15 protein-coding genes are annotated in these 15,771 nt (G+C 66.5%); 5 read left to right on the top strand and 10 right to left on the bottom strand.

Annotated features, from left to right (window positions below):
- Positions 1-54: 54 nt before the first annotated feature.
- Positions 55-873, bottom strand: coding sequence for a PspA/IM30 family protein (locus tag RCJ92_RS00405; RefSeq protein ID WP_446753422.1), 819 nt, complete (start codon positions 871-873; stop codon positions 55-57).
- A gap of 410 nt (positions 874-1,283) precedes the next feature.
- Here RCJ92_RS00405 and RCJ92_RS00410 point away from each other — a divergent pair, with 410 nt between their 5' ends.
- Together RCJ92_RS00410 and RCJ92_RS00415 are read left to right on the top strand one after the other, a co-directional pair.
- Entirely contained in the window at positions 1,284-1,472 is a 189-nt protein-coding gene (locus RCJ92_RS00410; protein WP_054821063.1) for a hypothetical protein, read from the top strand.
- Between the two features lie 43 nt (positions 1,473-1,515).
- Positions 1,516-1,716 carry a DUF6480 family protein gene (locus RCJ92_RS00415; protein ID WP_054821062.1) on the top strand — a complete coding sequence of 67 codons (201 nt, stop codon included), beginning with the start codon at positions 1,516-1,518 and terminating at the stop codon, positions 1,714-1,716.
- A 129-nt stretch (positions 1,717-1,845) separates the two neighbouring features.
- On the opposite strand, the gene RCJ92_RS00420 is transcribed toward RCJ92_RS00415, so the two are convergent.
- The 6 genes from RCJ92_RS00420 to fdhD form a co-directional block, all read right to left on the bottom strand.
- Positions 1,846-2,322 (bottom strand): pyridoxamine 5'-phosphate oxidase family protein, encoded by a 477-nt coding sequence (locus RCJ92_RS00420; RefSeq protein ID WP_446753423.1) that lies wholly within the window; start codon positions 2,320-2,322, stop codon positions 1,846-1,848.
- A gap of 151 nt (positions 2,323-2,473) precedes the next feature.
- Positions 2,474-2,938, bottom strand: a complete 465-nt coding sequence (locus RCJ92_RS00425) for a hypothetical protein (protein ID WP_446753424.1) — start codon at positions 2,936-2,938, stop codon at positions 2,474-2,476.
- A 559-nt stretch (positions 2,939-3,497) separates the two neighbouring features.
- Positions 3,498-4,688, bottom strand: coding sequence for a sensor histidine kinase (locus RCJ92_RS00430; RefSeq protein ID WP_446753425.1), 1,191 nt, complete (start codon positions 4,686-4,688; stop codon positions 3,498-3,500).
- 57 nt (positions 4,689-4,745) lie between these two features.
- A complete protein-coding gene (locus RCJ92_RS00435) occupies positions 4,746-5,978 on the bottom strand; it encodes a CynX/NimT family MFS transporter (RefSeq protein WP_446753426.1) in 1,233 nt (410 codons plus the stop codon).
- 45 nt (positions 5,979-6,023) lie between these two features.
- A complete protein-coding gene (locus RCJ92_RS00440) occupies positions 6,024-8,345 on the bottom strand; it encodes an FdhF/YdeP family oxidoreductase (RefSeq protein ID WP_360027270.1) in 2,322 nt (773 codons plus the stop codon).
- Between the two features lie 50 nt (positions 8,346-8,395).
- Positions 8,396-9,226: a formate dehydrogenase accessory sulfurtransferase FdhD gene (gene fdhD, locus RCJ92_RS00445; protein ID WP_421014344.1), complete on the bottom strand. Its 831-nt coding sequence runs from the start codon at positions 9,224-9,226 to the stop codon at positions 8,396-8,398.
- Positions 9,227-9,686: 460 nt separating this feature from the next.
- On the opposite strand from fdhD, the gene RCJ92_RS00450 reads away from it, so the two are divergent.
- On the top strand, positions 9,687-10,142 hold the full coding sequence (locus RCJ92_RS00450; RefSeq protein WP_446753427.1) for a DUF4383 domain-containing protein: 456 nt from the start codon (positions 9,687-9,689) through the stop codon (positions 10,140-10,142).
- A gap of 130 nt (positions 10,143-10,272) precedes the next feature.
- On the opposite strand, the gene RCJ92_RS00455 is transcribed toward RCJ92_RS00450, so the two are convergent.
- From RCJ92_RS00455 to murJ, 3 genes are all read right to left on the bottom strand, one after another.
- Entirely contained in the window at positions 10,273-11,571 is a 1,299-nt protein-coding gene (locus RCJ92_RS00455; protein ID WP_446753428.1) for a carboxylate--amine ligase, read from the bottom strand.
- A 17-nt stretch (positions 11,572-11,588) separates the two neighbouring features.
- Entirely contained in the window at positions 11,589-12,734 is a 1,146-nt protein-coding gene (locus RCJ92_RS00460; RefSeq protein WP_421014346.1) for a lipid II:glycine glycyltransferase FemX, read from the bottom strand.
- Between the two features lie 122 nt (positions 12,735-12,856).
- Entirely contained in the window at positions 12,857-14,629 is a 1,773-nt protein-coding gene (murJ, locus tag RCJ92_RS00465; RefSeq protein WP_446753429.1) for a murein biosynthesis integral membrane protein MurJ, read from the bottom strand.
- A 343-nt stretch (positions 14,630-14,972) separates the two neighbouring features.
- Here murJ and RCJ92_RS00470 point away from each other — a divergent pair, with 343 nt between their 5' ends.
- Both RCJ92_RS00470 and RCJ92_RS00475 read left to right on the top strand, forming a co-directional pair.
- Positions 14,973-15,302: a metal-sensing transcriptional repressor gene (locus tag RCJ92_RS00470; RefSeq protein ID WP_054821742.1), complete on the top strand. Its 330-nt coding sequence runs from the start codon at positions 14,973-14,975 to the stop codon at positions 15,300-15,302.
- A 113-nt stretch (positions 15,303-15,415) separates the two neighbouring features.
- A complete protein-coding gene (locus tag RCJ92_RS00475; RefSeq protein ID WP_421014348.1) occupies positions 15,416-15,742 on the top strand; it encodes a heavy-metal-associated domain-containing protein in 327 nt (108 codons plus the stop codon).
- Positions 15,743-15,771: the final 29 nt, after the last annotated feature.

The following is a 15,771-nucleotide window of genomic DNA, read 5'->3' on the forward strand; positions in this document are numbered from 1 at the left end:
CGCTAAACCACAGGGTTTAGCGGCGGAGGCCTGTCGTCGCTGGAAGCCAACGGACTAGGAACGATCCTTCTTCAGCGCGGCCAGCCGGGCCTCCACCTCGGAAGGCTGCGGGGCACCCGCGGCGATTTCGCCGCTGCGCGCCGGAGCCTCGTCCACGATGTCCGCACTGGGCTTCAAAGCCGCCAGGCGGGTCTCCACCTCCGCGTCCTGGCCCAGATTGTCCAGTTCGGCGAACTGCGCGTCCAGCGAGGAGGCAGCCAATTCGGCGGCGCCGCGGGCCTTGGCTTCCTCCTGGCGCACCTGCGCCTCAAACCGACCCACCTCGGAGGTTGGGTCGCTCATGTCCAGGGACTTGAGCGCATCCAGCATCTGCCCCTGGGTCTTGGCGTTGCGGGCGCGGGCCACCAGTTCATCGCGTTTCGACACCAGTTCCTGGCGCTTGGACTTCATGGAGTTCAGCCCGTCCTTGAGCCGGGCCACCACCTCGCGCTGGGTCTGGATGGTGGGTTCCAGTCCGGCGGCCCGCTTCTCGCAGGACATCTGGCGTTGGATGGCCACCGTCGCCAGCTGGTTGAACTTCTGTGCGTTCTGCTCATCCCCGGCCGCGCTGAACTCGTCGGCCTTGTTGGAGGCCGCCAGCGCCTTCGCTCCCCAGTCCTTGGCCTCACGCAGGGCCTTGGCGTGGTCTTCTTCCTGCATGCGCAGGTTGCCGATGGTCTGGGCCACGGCTGATTCAGCTTCGGCAATGTTGTTCGTGTAGTCACGCACCGTCTGATCCAGCATCTTCTTCGGGTTCTCAACGGCGTCCAGGGCCGCGTTGGCGTTGGCCTGGCCCAGCTTGAAGATCCGCGCGAAAAATGAACGTATAGACATGGTGTTCCCTTCGATTGCCGCAGGTTTAACTCTAGGCGACGAACCCCCGCCAACTGAACTCGATTTCGGTTCCTTCAAAGGATGCGGCGGTGAAAATCAGGAACGCGGTCAGGGCTTCCCAGATGGAACCGCGAAGCTTGCACGGCACTCAGCAGTCCATCGCGCACAGCGCCAACGGTGACCCCGGAGGAGGCCATGACGTGAACAGCGGTCCAAGTGCTTGGCGCGACGATGCGCACTCTTCCTGAGAAAAACATGCATGATTTTGCGAGCCATTGATTGCGCCTTGCGGCGCTGGTTAGTCTCCACGTAGGTGCTGGCTTCGACCAGAAGGAACCGCCCTGCCAAGGGTGTTCATTCTGGACCGGCCTTCTGCCGCACAATGTCCGATCACGAGCGAAGGAAGAGAAATGACCCAGGAACCAACCTCGGATGATCAGCAGAACCAGAATCTGGACGAGAATGACCAGCCGGACAAGGCAACCGAACAGCAGGACCAGGGTGCCAAGAAGCGCAACGGCAAGGGCGAAGACGAGGGCATCGTGAAGGAATGGGAGAAGGAATCCTTCCCGGCCTCCGACCCGCCGGCCAACTACTAGGCCTCACCGCCAGGGAAACCGACTACGAACAGGAAGTGTCCCGATGACAAAGCACTCTTCATCCCGTCCGGGAAGCGACAAGGACGAGGAAAACCAGGTCGACAAGAAGCAGGCCGGTGCCACCTCGAACCCTGACCCGGTCAAGGACAACATCACCGGCTTGGAACCGGGCGGCGGCGTACCGCCCGGAGAGACCCCACCGGCCGAGGGCTCCATGAGCCAGGATCAGGGGCATGACGAATAAACGGCATCCCTGAGGCCAGTGGCCCGAACAGCAGGCTGGGCACCGACAGAGGCGTAGCCTCGACCTTCCTCCTAGGGGATCTGGTCGAGGCTACGCCTCTTTTTATCCTGTGGGCAGGGCCGGTAGGGGCTACAGGTCCACGGTGCCCGAGTCGCCCGGGTGGGCGCTCTTGTCGGTGAACTTCTCCTTGACCCAGCTGGCCACCACGCTGGCTGCACCGCCGGGGTTCTCCCAGTATTCCGCAGAGTCGGAGTCCACGTGCACCAGCACCACGTTGGAGGCCTCGGGGTCCTCTCCCACGAACGTCTCGACCATGGAGTTCCACAGTTCACGCTTCTTTTCAACGTCCCGCACGATGCGGGCGTTGCCTGCCACGGAAACCCACTTCTTGTTCCCGGCAAAGGACACGTTCACTTCACTGCGCGCTTCAATCTCGCGGACCAGATCGGTTTCGGTGACCGTGAAGAACCACAGGTCCCCGTCCTCGGTGACATCGATGACGGTCAGCGGGCGGCTGTAGAGCCGGTCCGGTCCGTGGGTCGTCACCATGGCGACGCGAATGTCCTTCAGGATCTCAACTACCTTGCGCGTATCGTCATTGGACATGCTGGTTCTCCTTCACAGTTGGCAACCTCGGTCACCGCCCACGTTACGGATTTCCAGGACACGCGAAAGGGTTTTGAGCATCTACCCAGCGGAGGCAGGGAGCATCACCAGCGGTTGCCCCGGGCCGGCAGGCTTCGCTGCCCGCCGGATGCTAATTCACGCAGGGATCAACCCGTGTTGAGACCAGCTCGTGCCGATAGAAGCCGCGCCGTTCGCTGCCCTGAACGCTAAAGGACGGAAGGACGTGCGCGACGGCGCTGGAACTCCAATGGCTGATCCGAAAGGTGACCAGGCAGGAACGGGTGGCTCGTTCGACAAGGTCCCACACCACCATGTCCTGGGGTGTTGCCTCCACGGGCTGCAGGTCGGCGCAGGAACGGGAAATGTGCAGCATCCGCAGCGCGTCATCGTTCTTTCCCAGCACCGCAAGCAGCACCGAGCCGTCGTAGCGGGCGGTGAGGGCCAGGGCCTCTTCCAGCGGCTGGAAGGGTTGGGTGACAAGAATGGGCATCCCGTGGATCCATTCATTGGATTCCAGGTACTGGCGGCCCTCACGGGACCCAAGCAGCTCCCGAACACGGGCGTTAACAGGCGAATTTCCAGAAAATGGGGACATGATCAGGCCTTTTCGTCGTCGCGACGATAGGGGTCTCCCCCTTCTCGTCGCGCCGCAGGCTAACATGTCCCTGACGAACAAGGACCAACAGGTGGCTGGCAGCTTGTTCGATGTTGGCTAGCAGAGCTTGTTTCCAAGCGTACGGGTTTCTGGTGACTCGCGCCATGCCCGAAAGCTCATTTTTGGCTCAAGTCCGCGGGGCCAGCGCCTGCGGGACGGACTCTGGACGGCGGTCCGAAGCGCGGCTGGCCCTTATTGCTGCTTTTCAGCTGGGCTAGGCGGTGCAGGCCTCATTTGAGCAGCCGGCATCGCGTGGAATGTATTTATCCGTCCCCTCAACCTGCTCCCAGATGACGTGCCGGTGTTGGCCGCAGCGTTCGCATGACGGCGCCAGATACGTGGAGCGCTCCTGCATGGTATACGCCCGAAATTCCCCCATCGTGACCTCCTGACGGTACCGGCCTTCCGACCAATTGTTCCCGCGCTTGCGCGGTGAGCTCACTCTAGCCTGAGCACTGCGGCAGAACCAGAGCCACCGGTCTTTGCCCGGAATGGCGGCTCAGGACTTGTCCGTCTGCGTGGCTCGAATCTCTGCGGAAAGCAGGAAGTGGCGCCCCAGCCGGCCCCATTCCACGCTTCCGTCGGCTTCACTGATCTTTTGACGCAACATCGCCAAACCCAGACCATCCACGGCGTCCTTGGCCCCGCGGCGCACACCATCATTGCGCACGGAGACCAACCAATGCTCCTGTCCCTCGGACTCTTCCAGACGCAGGAACACCACCAGGTGGGTGGTGTCGGCATGCCGCACCGCGTTGATGGCCGCTTCCCGCACCAGGCGCAACAGCAAGATCGGCAACCGGTCATCCAGGTCCACCCCGGGGGCGCTGACTTCCACCCGCAATCCGGCGTCCCGCAGCGTGGAGGCCAGTTCCTCAATGTCACCCAGGGTACCGGCGTCCCGGTCCCCCAGCCCGTCCTGGTCCATGGAGTCCACGGTGCGCCGCAGCTCCTGCAGCGCCTTGGCTGAGGAATCACGGACGTGTTCCAGGTTGACTGTGGCCGCCTCATCCCCGGACACTTCCTCCAGGGCGGCGTTGGTGTGCAGGGAGACCAGCGCCAGATGGTGGGCGAGCTGGTCATGCAGCCTTCGGGAGACCCGCAGCCGCTCCCCCAGGTGTCGTTGTCCGGCCTCGGCCCGGGCCCGCAGGGTGGCCAGGCCCTTGAGTTCATGCCGGCTTTCCTGCAGCTTGTCGGCGCGGTCGGCCAGCCGGCGCCGGGTGGCGATCATTTCGCCCAGGGCGACCCCGAGCAGGCTCAGCGCCAGGATGGCGAGCAGTTCATAGCCCAGGACCACCTGGGTCTGCTCCCCGCGCACCAGCCGCACGCCCAGGGAGAGGATGATCAGCCCCAACATCACGGTCAGGGTAAAGAAGCGCAGCCCGGCGGCCGTCGCGGCGGCCGGGAACAGCAGGAGCGGCACCACCAGCCCCAACGCGGGAAGCCCCACGCTCAGGTACCCGCAGATGCCCACGGCGGCAAGGATCAGGGTCAGCCGTGAGGCGCGTTGGCCCAGCGCGGTGAGCAGGGCGAAGCCCAGGGAGAAACCGCCCAGGCCCAGCAGGTAGCCCAGGTGTCCGGCACCCCACCAGCGGGCGGGATCGGCAAGCAGCGCCAGCAGCAGGACGGCCAGGAAGACGGCCGCAGACCACAGCAGGCTGGCGATGCGAGAGCTACCTGAACCTTCCACAACCCCAGTCTATGACGCACCGCAAATCCCGGCAGGGTGCCGCGCCACAACCGGCGGCTACACCCGCACCAGCGTGCTGTCCTCCACGTAGCGCGGTTTGCCGGCCATCATCCCGGACACGGTCTGCAGCACCATCAGCGCCCCGAGCAGCAGCACCGGGGCCGTCCACGAATCGGTCATCTCATGCAGGGCACCGACGGCGAAGGGGCCGGGGAAGGCGATCAGGTAGCCCACGCTCTGCCCGAAGGCGGACAGCTTGGCCACCCCGGCGGCGGTGTGCGCCTTCAGCCCGATCATGGTCAGCGCCAGCGGGAAGTTCGCCCCGGCCACCCCCAGCAGCACCGCCCACAGCATCGCGCCCTGTGCCGGGTACGTCAGCAGCCCGGCCACCGCCAGCACCCCGGCCGTCCCGGTCACCAGCACCAGGGGGCGCTGGTTGCGGAACCGTCCGGCCAGGGCCGGCATGATGAACGAGAGCGGGACCCCCACACCCAGGATCACGGCCAGCAGCGCCCCGGCGTACCCGGGCGCCGGCCCGTAGCCGGTAAAGATCTTCGGGGCCCACCCCATGAAGATGTAGGCGGCCGAGGCCTGGGTGCCGAAGAAGATGGCCACCCACCAGGCGGTCGCGTTGCGCCACATCGGCCCGATCCCGTTGCCCTCACTGAACGCGCCGGCCTGCTGTTGGCGTGCCGCGATCTGGTTGCGCAGCCCGAAGTACACCACCAGCCAGACGCCCAAGGCCAGGGCGGCCAGTGTGGCCCACACGCCCAGCCCCACCCGCCAGTTCCCGCCCAGCGCCTCGTTGACCGGCACCGCGATCCCCGCCACCGCCGAGGCGCCCAGCGCCACCGCCGTGGTGTAGGCCCCGGTCACCATTCCCACCCGGTGCGGGAACCAGCGCTTGACCAGCACCGGCATCAGGATGTTGCCCAGCGCGATGCCGGTCAGCGCCAGGGCCGTGCACAGCAGGAACAGCCAGGTGCTCGGGGCGATGGAACGCAGCACCATGCCCAGCAGGATGGCGGCCATGGCACCGATCACCACCAGCTCCGGCCCGCGCCGCCCGGCCAGGCGCGGTGCCAACGGCCCGAGCAGCGCAAAGCACAGTGGCGGCACCCCGGTGAGCATGCCGGCCACGAACCCGTTCATTTCCAGCCCGTCAATCACCGGGTCCAGCAGGGCGCCCAGTGAGGTCACCGCCGGACGCAGGTTCAGCGCCGCCAGGATGAAGGCCATCACCAGCACGGTGGCGAAGCCGCGCGGTGGTGGGGTGGCAGTAGGTTTCATGGGCCTCGATATCAGGTGTGGCGGCGGGGGCGGGGTCTGGCTGGCTTAGCTGTCCAGGGTGGGGCCGGGCTGTTCGGTGTGCGGCACGAAGCGCACCATCATGGCCTTGAATCCCGGGGTGTTGGATTCGCGCGCCACCAGGTCCCGGTGCACCAGGGCGTTTGCCTCGGGGAAGTACGCTGCGGCGCACCCCTTCGCGGTGGGGTAGGAGATCAGCCGGAAGCGGTTGGCGCGGCGTTCGGTGCCGCGGAACGTGGAGATCACATCCACCAGCTGGCGGTCGGTGAACCCCAGGTCCTGCAGGTCCTGCGGGTGCACCAGCACCACGCGGCGCCCGTCCTTGATGCCCCGGTAGCGGTCATCCACCCCGTAGAAGGTGGTGTTGTACTGGTCGTGGGAACGCATGGTCTGCAGGATCAGGTGGCCTTCGGGGGCGTGCAGGGCCTCGAACCCGCTGACGGTGAAGCGCCCACGCCCAATGTCGGTGGCGAAGGAGCGCGAATCGCGCGGCGGGTTGGGCAGCACGAACCCGTTCTTCTGCCGCACCCTCCGGTTGAAGTCCTCAAACCCGGGCACCACCCGGGAAATATGCTCGCGGATCACGTCATAGTCCTCGGCCATGGCCCGCCAGTTCACCGGATGGTCCTCGCCGAGGATGGCGGTGGCCATGCGTGCCACGATCACCGGTTCGGCCAGCAGGTGCTCGGAGACCGGGCTCAGCCGCCCCTGGGTGGAGTGGATGACGGACATGGAGTCCTCCACGGACAGGAACTGGGCGCCGCCGGGGTGCTTGTCGTCCTTGTCGGTGCGGCCCAGGGTGGGCAGGATCAGGGAGGTCTGCCCGTGCACCACGTGGGAGCGGTTCGGCTTGGTGGAGATGTGCACGGTGAGCTTGGCCCGCTGCATCCCGGCTTCCAACAGCTCGGTCTCCGAATTCGCCAGGGCGAAGTTCCCTCCCATGGAGACGAACACGTCCACTGCGTCGTTCTCGAACGCGTGCAGGGTTTCGGTGGAGTCATACCCGTGCTGGCGCGGGGCGTGAATCCCGAACTCGGTGTCAATGGCCCTCAGCAGCGTTTCGCTGGGCTTCTCCCAGATGCCCATGGTGCGGTCGCCCTGGACGTTGGAGTGCCCGCGCACCGGGCAGGCCCCGGCCCCGGGCTTGCCGAAGTTGCCCTGCATCAACAACAGGTTGATGATCTCCTTCAGCGTCGGCACGGAGTGCGGCTGCTGGGTCAGCCCCAGCGCCCAGCAGAAGATGGTGGCCTTGGAAGCGATCAGCAGCTGGGCGATTTCGGTGATCTGCGCCCGGCTCAGGCCCGTGGCCTGCTCGGTGGCGTCCCAGTCGATGTGCTGGCGGGCCCGGCGGTAGGCTTCAAACCCGTCGGTGGACGAGTCGATGAAGTCCCGGTCAATGACGCGGCCCGGATCCTGTTCCTCGGCCTTCAGCAGCAGGTGCCCGAACGCCTGGAACAGGGCCAGGTCCCCGCCCACCTTGATCTGCAGGAAGTCGCTGCTGACCTCCTGCGGCCTGCCCAGCATGCCGCCGACGGTCTGCGGGTCCTTGAAGCCGAAGAACCCGGCCTCCGGCAGCGGGTTGACCGCCACCACCCGGGCCCCGCGCTTGCGTGCCTCGGACAGCGCGGAGAGCATCCGCGGGTGGTTGGTGCCCGGGTTCTGGCCCACCACAAAGATCAGTTCGGCATGCTCGAAGTCCTCAAGGGACACGGTGCCCTTGCCGATGCCGATGGTCGGGTTCAGTGCCGAACCGGAGGATTCATGGCACATGTTCGAGCAGTCCGGCAGGTTGTTGGTGCCCAGCGACCGGGCCAGCAGCTGGTACATGAACGCGGTCTCGTTCGCGGTGCGCCCCGAGGTGTAGAAGACGCAGCGTTCGGCCGTGGTGGCGTTCACGTGCTCGGCGACGGTGGCAAAGGCCTGGGACCAGCTGATCGGGGTGTAGTGGGTTTCCCCGGCCCGGATGATCATGGGGGTGGTGATCCGGCCCTGGGAGCCGAGCCAGTACTCGGTTTTCTCCCGCAGCACGCTGATCGGGTGCTCGGCCCACCACTGCGGGGTGACCACCCGGGCACTGGCTTCCTCGGCGATGGCCTTGGCCCCGTTTTCACAGAATTCGGCCGGCTTGCGCCGCCCGGTGATCGACTCGGGCCAGGCGCAGCCGGGGCAGTCGAAGCCGCCGCGCTGATTCACCCGGGCCATGGAGCGCAGCGTGCGGCTCACCCCGGCTTCGGCGAAGCCGCGTTCCATGGAGACCATCACCGCCTTGGCCCCGGCGGCGCTGCGCTGGGGCTCGCTGACCTTCAGTTCCTCTTCATTGATGTCCTGGGTGGGGGCCGGACGGTGCAAGGGGTTCCTCCATGATATGGTGCGGGCGGTACTGCTGGTGCGGGTGTCGGTCAGCTTCCGGTGACGCGTTCGGGGTGGGTGTACAGGTTGACGCTGCTGCCCCGGGAGAAGGCGGCGAGGGTCAGTCCGGTGTCCTCGGCCAGCCCCACCGCCAGGGAGGAGGGGGCGCTGACCGCGGTGAGCGTGGGGATGCCGGCCATGGCGGCCTTTTGCACCAGTTCGAAGGAGGCCCGCCCGGAGACCTGCAGCACGGTGTCCTGCAGGGCCAGCTTGCCGGCGCGCAGGGCGGCGCCCAGCACCTTGTCCACGGCGTTGTGCCGCCCCACGTCCTCGCGCAGCACCAGCAGCTTCCCGTCGGTGGAGAACAGTCCGGCGGCGTGCACGCCCCCGGTGTGGCTGAACAGCTTCTGGGATTCGCGCAGGGTGTCGGGCATGGCCAGCAGCACCTCCAGCTGCACCTTCCCGTCCTGTGGACCAATGCGGAACGCGGACTTCTTGCGCACCTCGTCTATGGAGTTGGTGCCGCAGATCCCGCACGCCGAGCTGGTGACCACGTTGCGCATGGCGGCCAGTTCGGGCGGGTGCGCTCCGGGCCCGAGCTGCACCTCGATGACGTTGTAGGTCTGATTGCCCTCGGCGTCGGTGCCGGCGCAGTAGCGCATTGAGCTGAGCTGTTCGCTGCCGCTGATGATGCCCTCGGCCAGCAGGAACCCGGCGACCAGGTCGAAGTCGTCCCCCGGGGTGCGCATGGAGGTGGTGTAGGCGGTGGCGCCGAACCGGATTTCCAGGGGTTCCTCCCCGGCCAGCTTCTCCTCGCGTACCTTTCGGGCACCGTCAAGGGTGGCGCGGATGACGCGCCGACGCACGATTTTGCGTCCCATGACTGTGCTCCTTTGCTGCAGACCAGACCGGGGTTCGAGGTTCGGGCTCGGGCAGAACCCCTGCCCCTAAGTTAACCCACCGGCTTCGTTGCCGCGTCCCGGAACCGCAAAGTATTACGGGCGGGCAGGAAACCGGTGCCCACAGACGGGCCGGTGGCTTGAGAAGCTCAGCGTATCAAGGGCCGCGCCCCGGGGCGTAGCCGGTGCCGGCCGGGGCGCTCAGCGGGTGCGGGAGCCATGCTGGATGTCCGCTGTGTCTTGTCACCCCCGTCTTCTGGTCCCCTGACGGCGGCGGTAGCCTCAACGACACATGGTGAGAACGCCGGACCCGCACCGAGGAGTCCGCCACCACGAGGTTCTGGCCGATTCGTGTCGGAGAAAGGCGTGCTTTTTCCAAAGAACTGCCACCTGAGTCGGTGTTGCCCGTTTCACCCGAACCCCTCTTCAAGGAGTATCAGCCATGTCCACGAATCATCCAACAACTAGTCGCTCACGCGCCGCCGTGCAGGTCGCCGCACTGGTGGTCGGCGTGGTGTTCCTGCTGGTCGGCATCCTGGGCTTCATCCCGGGAGTGACCACGAACTATGATGCCCTCTCCGGCGCCGGCCACCATTCGGAGGCGAAGCTGCTGGGCATCTTCCAGGTCTCCTACCTGCACAACGCGGTCCACCTGCTGTTCGGCATCGCCGGCCTGGTGATGGCCCGCAGCATCGGGGCGGCCAAGGGCTACCTGATCGGCGGCGGCATCATCTACCTGCTGCTGTGGATCTACGGTCTGATCATTGACTTTGACAGCACCGCCAACTTCATTCCGCTCAACGACGCGGACAACTGGCTGCACCTGGTGCTGGGCGTGGGCATGCTGGCCCTGGGCCTGGTGCTCTCGCGCGGCCAGCACCGCATCGAATACCACTAGCCGGCCGCCCAAAAGGCGCTAACCGGTCATGGCAGTGCCCGGGGAACTCATCATTCCCCGGGCACTGCCATGTTCCCCCAGTGTTCGCAGCTGCTGGCGGGGCTTGCCGCCTGGGCTGGCGGGGTGGCCGCTAGGCCGTGCGCGGCGGGAACTTGCGGTATTTGCGCACGTGGTTGACGGCGTTCAGCAGCAGGTAGAGCTTGCGCCGCGGGTTCTTCTCGGCCCGGTACTTCAGCGGATTGGAGACCTTGCCGGCCTTTAGCAGCGCGGCGGCCTTCCGGCCGGTCGGGGTGTCCAGGTAGCGGCGCAGCAGGGCGTGGGGCAGCACCGTGAACAGGCTCTCCTCCCGCAGCTGGGCCATCCCGTCCTGAAGCACCACCGCCGGTTGCCGGCGCACGTCGAAAGCGTCGTACTGGGGGCCGAGGAATTCATTGACATAGAACCGGGCCGGGTTGATGCCCGCCGCGGTGAGGTAGAAGTGGTTGCGGCCCAGACGCGGGTTGATCTCAAAGAACTTCACCTGCCCGTCACGGTGGTCGTATTTCGCGTCGATCATCGCCACCCCGTGCCAGCCGATCTCCCGCAGCATCCGGGCCCCGGCCTCGGCGACCTCACGGTGCCGTCCGGTGACAATCGCCGCCGAGTTGCCCAGCACCAACGGGGCGTGCTCCTCGATCACCACTTCCCCGTACCCGGCAAAGACGACCTCGGTGCCCGAGTCCGACTCAGTGGCGAAGTAGGTGCACAGGCGCATGGCGTCATCCCCGCCGGGAATGTACTCCTGCAGGATGTAGCCCGAGTCGTAGCCGCTGGCGTCGATGCGCGAAAGCAGGTCGGTAAGCTGCTGGAAGTCCTTGAGCGTGTGGATCTTCTGCTTGCCGGCGAACTTCGCGGCAATCCAGTCCCCGGAACTGGAGGGCTTGCCGATCAAAGGGAAGTTCAGGCCCTCCACCACGGTGGCCACCGCGTTGCCCGGACGGTAGACCCGGGTGCGCGGGTGCGGCACGCCGAGCCGTTCGGCCAGTGCATAGAAGTTCTCCTTCAGCGCCGCCTGTTCAATGACCTCAAGTTCCGGATACGGGATCACGTACTGGGCCGAGAGCTCCTCGCGGTGCCGGGCGATCAGCATGACGTGGTAGTCCAGGGACCCGAAGAGCAGCAGCGGCCGCTCGCCCTCGCCGGCCAGTTCCTCCCCGAGCTCGCGCAGCGCCTGGACCACCCGGGCCTCATCCGCCATGGAGCCGATGGGACGCAGCTCGATGGCCACCGAATGCTCAATGACCCCGTTGCCGGCAGCGGGCATGACCACCGAACGCACCCCGTAGGCCTCATGGAATTCCCTGGCCAGGGTGTAGGTGCCGATGTCCCCGCCGAGGATGACCGGGACGAAGGGCTGGGCGGGGTCAATCGAGGTGGATGGGTTGGCCATAGTCTCTGCTTCCTTGCCTACTTCTTCGCGCGCCAGGTCATGTACTTGTCAAAGGCCCAGGCCAGCGGTTTGATCAGCGCCAGGTCCCATTCCCCGGTGGTCTGGATGATGTCACAGCCGGTGTTGGTCTTGAACTTGGTCAACCCCGCCAGGTGGTGGCCGGCCTCCAGGGTGGGGCTCACCCCGCCCTGGTCCAGGTAGCGGCTGCCGGCGGCGATGGAATCGGCGATCATGCGTTCCATGATGGCCTTGGGGGCAAAGAGCTTGCGCTGTTCGGAGGACGAGGCGCCGTAGATGTACCAGGACAGGTTGGTGGAGCGGATCACGATGGAGGCGGCCAGGTCGGTGCCCTCGTGGCTGGCCAGATACAGCGTGCAGGAGCCGGGCACCGCCCGGTTCAGCGCCAGGTACATGTTCTTGAAGTAGGACAGCGGACGGCCGGTGAACTCGTTGCGGTCCGCGGTATGCCGGTACAGGGCATGGAAGCGGTCCATGTCCTCCAGCCCGCCAACCTCCACCTCCAGCGGCCCGCGCAGGGCCTTGCGGGCCTCGTTGCGGGTGGTGGAGGAGTATTTGGCGCGCACCCCGTCCGCGTCCAGCGGCTGGTCCTGCTCATCATGCAGGTCGATGCGGGCCACGTATTCGGGTTGCCCGGCGGCGAAGTCCATGCCGGTGTCCTGCTTGGCGAAGCCCATGGCCTGCAGCTCGCTGAGAACCGCATCGGCGGTGGCCCAGGTGTGCTTGGGTTCCAGGTCCGCCAGCGTGTGCATGCCCTCCTTGCCCAGCGCCTTGCGCACGGCGCCCGGCGCCCACGAACGCACCATCAGCCCGGGGCCCAGCCGCAGCTGGAAGGCCCCGTGGGCCTTGAGGTAGTCCACCAGCGGGGACAGCACCTGGCGCGGGGTGTAGGTGGAAAAGTCGATGACCGGGCCATCTGGAATGTAGGCCAGGGTCTTGCGCACCACCGGCAGCCCGCGGTGCAGCACCAGCGCGGCGCCCACCAGCTCATCCGCGGCGAACCAGCCCAGGGACTCGCCCCGCCATTCGCCCTTCACCTGGGCCCATTCGGGCCGCTGCAGGAAGCTGACCTGGCTGGTGCGCTCCAGGAAGGCGGTGTGTTCGGCGGTGGAAATCGGGCGCAGATGAAGATCTATCGTGCTCACACGCCCCAGCTTACCGTGCACGCCCCGCGATTCCCGGCAGCCCGGCGCCGCCCAGAACGCCGGGTAGGCCACACTGTTTCCGGGCATCGGGGGTGAACGCCGGCCCGGGTTTGCACCTGCGGTTAGCGGCGCAGGTTCGGCACGAAGCGGGCCAGCGGGCCCAGGAAGTTATCCAGTTCGGCCGAGCGGATCATGCGCAGCAGCAGCAGGTAGACCACCAGCATCACCACGCCCACCACGGCCAGGGTCAGGAACGCGGCCGGGATGGAGGACCAGGCAAAGCCCCAGTTGTAGCCGCCCATGATGCCCAGCGCCACGGCGCCAACCACCCCGGAGACCACGGCCATCGCCCCGATGCGGATATAGGTGTCCAGCACGTGCACTATCCCGTAGTCCCCATAGCGGCGCACCAGCAGGAAGTGGGCGATGATGGCCGAGATGATGTTGGTGACCCCGTAGATCAGGGCCACCGCAGCGGTGATCTGCACGGCCGGCAGCGTCACGGTGGCGGTGAAGGCCAGCGCCACGCCCAGGGCGGCGATGATGCTTTGGATGATCATCGGGGTCTTGGTGTCCTCGTCGGCGAAGAACACGCGCAGCATGAAGAAGTGCGCGGACTTGAACGGCAGGCCCAGCGCGGTCAGCAGCAGCAGCTGGCCGATGGCCGCACCCTGCAGCATCGCGGTGGAGGAGCTACCGGCGAACAGCCGGCCCAGCGGGCCGGCCAGCACGATGAAGGCGACAGTGGCGAACACCACCGGCACCGCGGAGGTGCGCAGCCCCTTGGACAGCAGCGGCCCGATCTCCTCGGTGCGCTGCTCCTGGAAGGACTTGGTGAACTCGTTGAAGTAGATGGTGGCCAGGGCCAGCACGAACACCGAATGCGGCAGCACGGTGATCAGCTGGGTGGTGTTCAGCGCGTATTCGCCGGGCACCGAGGCGCCCCCGTTGGGCATGGCCAGGCGCGCCGGGGTGGCGGCGGAGACGAAGCGGGAGTTGACCAGCGAGGCGATGTTGCCCACCGTCATCGAGCCCAACGTCCAGATCGCGATCTTGCCCACGTGGCGCAGGCCCATGCCGCGCCAGGCGAAGTCCGGGCGCAGCTTCAGGCCCAGGTTGCGCAGCGGCCAGAACAGCACCACCGCCTGCAGCGCAATGCCCAGGGTGGAGCCGCCGGCCAGCAGCACGGTCTTGGCCGCACTCCAGTTCTCCAGCTGGTTCGCATCCCCGCCGTACGCGCCGAACAGGGCGATGAAGGCACCGATCACCCCGATCTGCACCACGTTGTTCACCACCGGGGCCCACATGAACGCCGCAAAGCGCCCGTGCGCGTTGAGCACCTGGCCCACCACAGCGTAGACCCCGTAGAAGAAGATCTGCGGCAGGCACCAGAAGGCGAACGTGGTGCCCAGGGCCAGCATGGCCGGGGTCCACCCCAGGGTGAGCACCTTGATCAGCGGCCCGGCCATCAGGGTGAGCAGCACTGTTGCGGCGCCGACCACCACGATGGTCAGGGTCAGCAGCTTGGAGGTGTAGGAGCGCCCGTTGTCGCTGTTCTTCGAGGCCTTGATCAGCTGCGGCACCAGCACCACGTTGAAGATGCCACCGGCCAGCAGCATGAAGATGATGGTGGGGATGACGTTGGCTTTTTCGAAGATGTCGGCCATGGTGGTCGACGAGCCGATCGCCACCGCCAGCAACGCGGTGCGCAGGAACCCGAGCACGCGCGAGACGATGGTCCCGGAGGTCATCAGCGCATAGACCTTCGAGGAGTGCTCCCGCTTTACGCTGGCGGCAGGGGGCACCGCCTCCTGGGGGGCCTGCGTGGCCACCGCCTCGGTCTGCGGGTCCTCGATCCGGGTGTTCTCGGATCGGCTCTTGGATTCCTGGGACATGTTCTAGAAAGCTTCACCCTATTGTTTCGGCGCACGCCCGGCCCGGTCCCGTCCCGGCTGCCCGCGGCAGCCCCGGTGAGGGCCGCACCCGTGCAGCGGGCCCTGTTAAAGGAATCCCGCACCGCCGCCGGGGACTTGCCGGTCCCCGCTGCGCCTGTGGCACCGGCCGGTTGCCCGGTCGGCGGCCGCCGGGCACGCCGGCGACAAACACTCATTGTAACGATCCCCGCTGTTCGTCAAAGCGGAAAAACCTAGGCCACGTGCTTACCGGGTCTCAGGTTGCGAGCCACACCACACGAATTCCGCTTGATACCCCATACCCCCTAGGGGTATAGTCTGGACCATGGAACACGAAGCACAGATCCATGATGCCCACGAGGGCCATGGCTACACCAGCGACAAGGCCGCGGTGCTGCGTCGCCTAAAGCGCATCGAGGGACAGGTGCGCGGGGTGGCGAAGATGGTCGATGACGAAAAGTACTGCATCGACATCCTCACCCAGATCTCGGCCATCAACGCGGCCATGCACAAGGTCAGCGTCCAGCTGATCGAGGAGCACATCGGACACTGCGTGGTCTCCGCGGCCAACCAGTCCCGGGACACCGGCAACCCGGACATCGTCGTGGACAAGGTCACCGAAGCCAGCGCGGCCATCTCCCGGCTGCTGCGCTAGAAAAACCACGGACCGCCGGCAAACCACCGGCGACCAGCGGGCTCGGGGAGAACCCCGCCCCGCCGCACACCAGCGCCCCCGTGGGCGCACAACGATCACACAGGAGAACAATCATGGGAACCCAGAACGGATGCGGCTGCGGCTGCTCGGACGAGTCGGCCAACAAGACCAATGAGGGCCTGAAGATCACCAGCCGCCCCGACGGGCAGGCCGAAGCGGTCCGCACCCAGGTGCAGATCAACGGCATGACCTGCGGGCACTGCGTGGCCTCCGTGACCGAGGAGCTGGAAGAGCTCTCCTCGGTATCCGGCGTGGACGTCCAGCTGGTCGCCAACGGCACCTCCACCGCCACCATCACCTCTGCCGCCGCCCTGGACGATGCCGCCATCCGCACGGCCATCGACGAAGCGGGCTACAACGTGGTAGCAATCAGCCGCTAATTGCCCCAGCAGCAGGCGGCACACCTCTC

Source organism: Glutamicibacter sp. BSL13 (assembly GCF_052928425.1).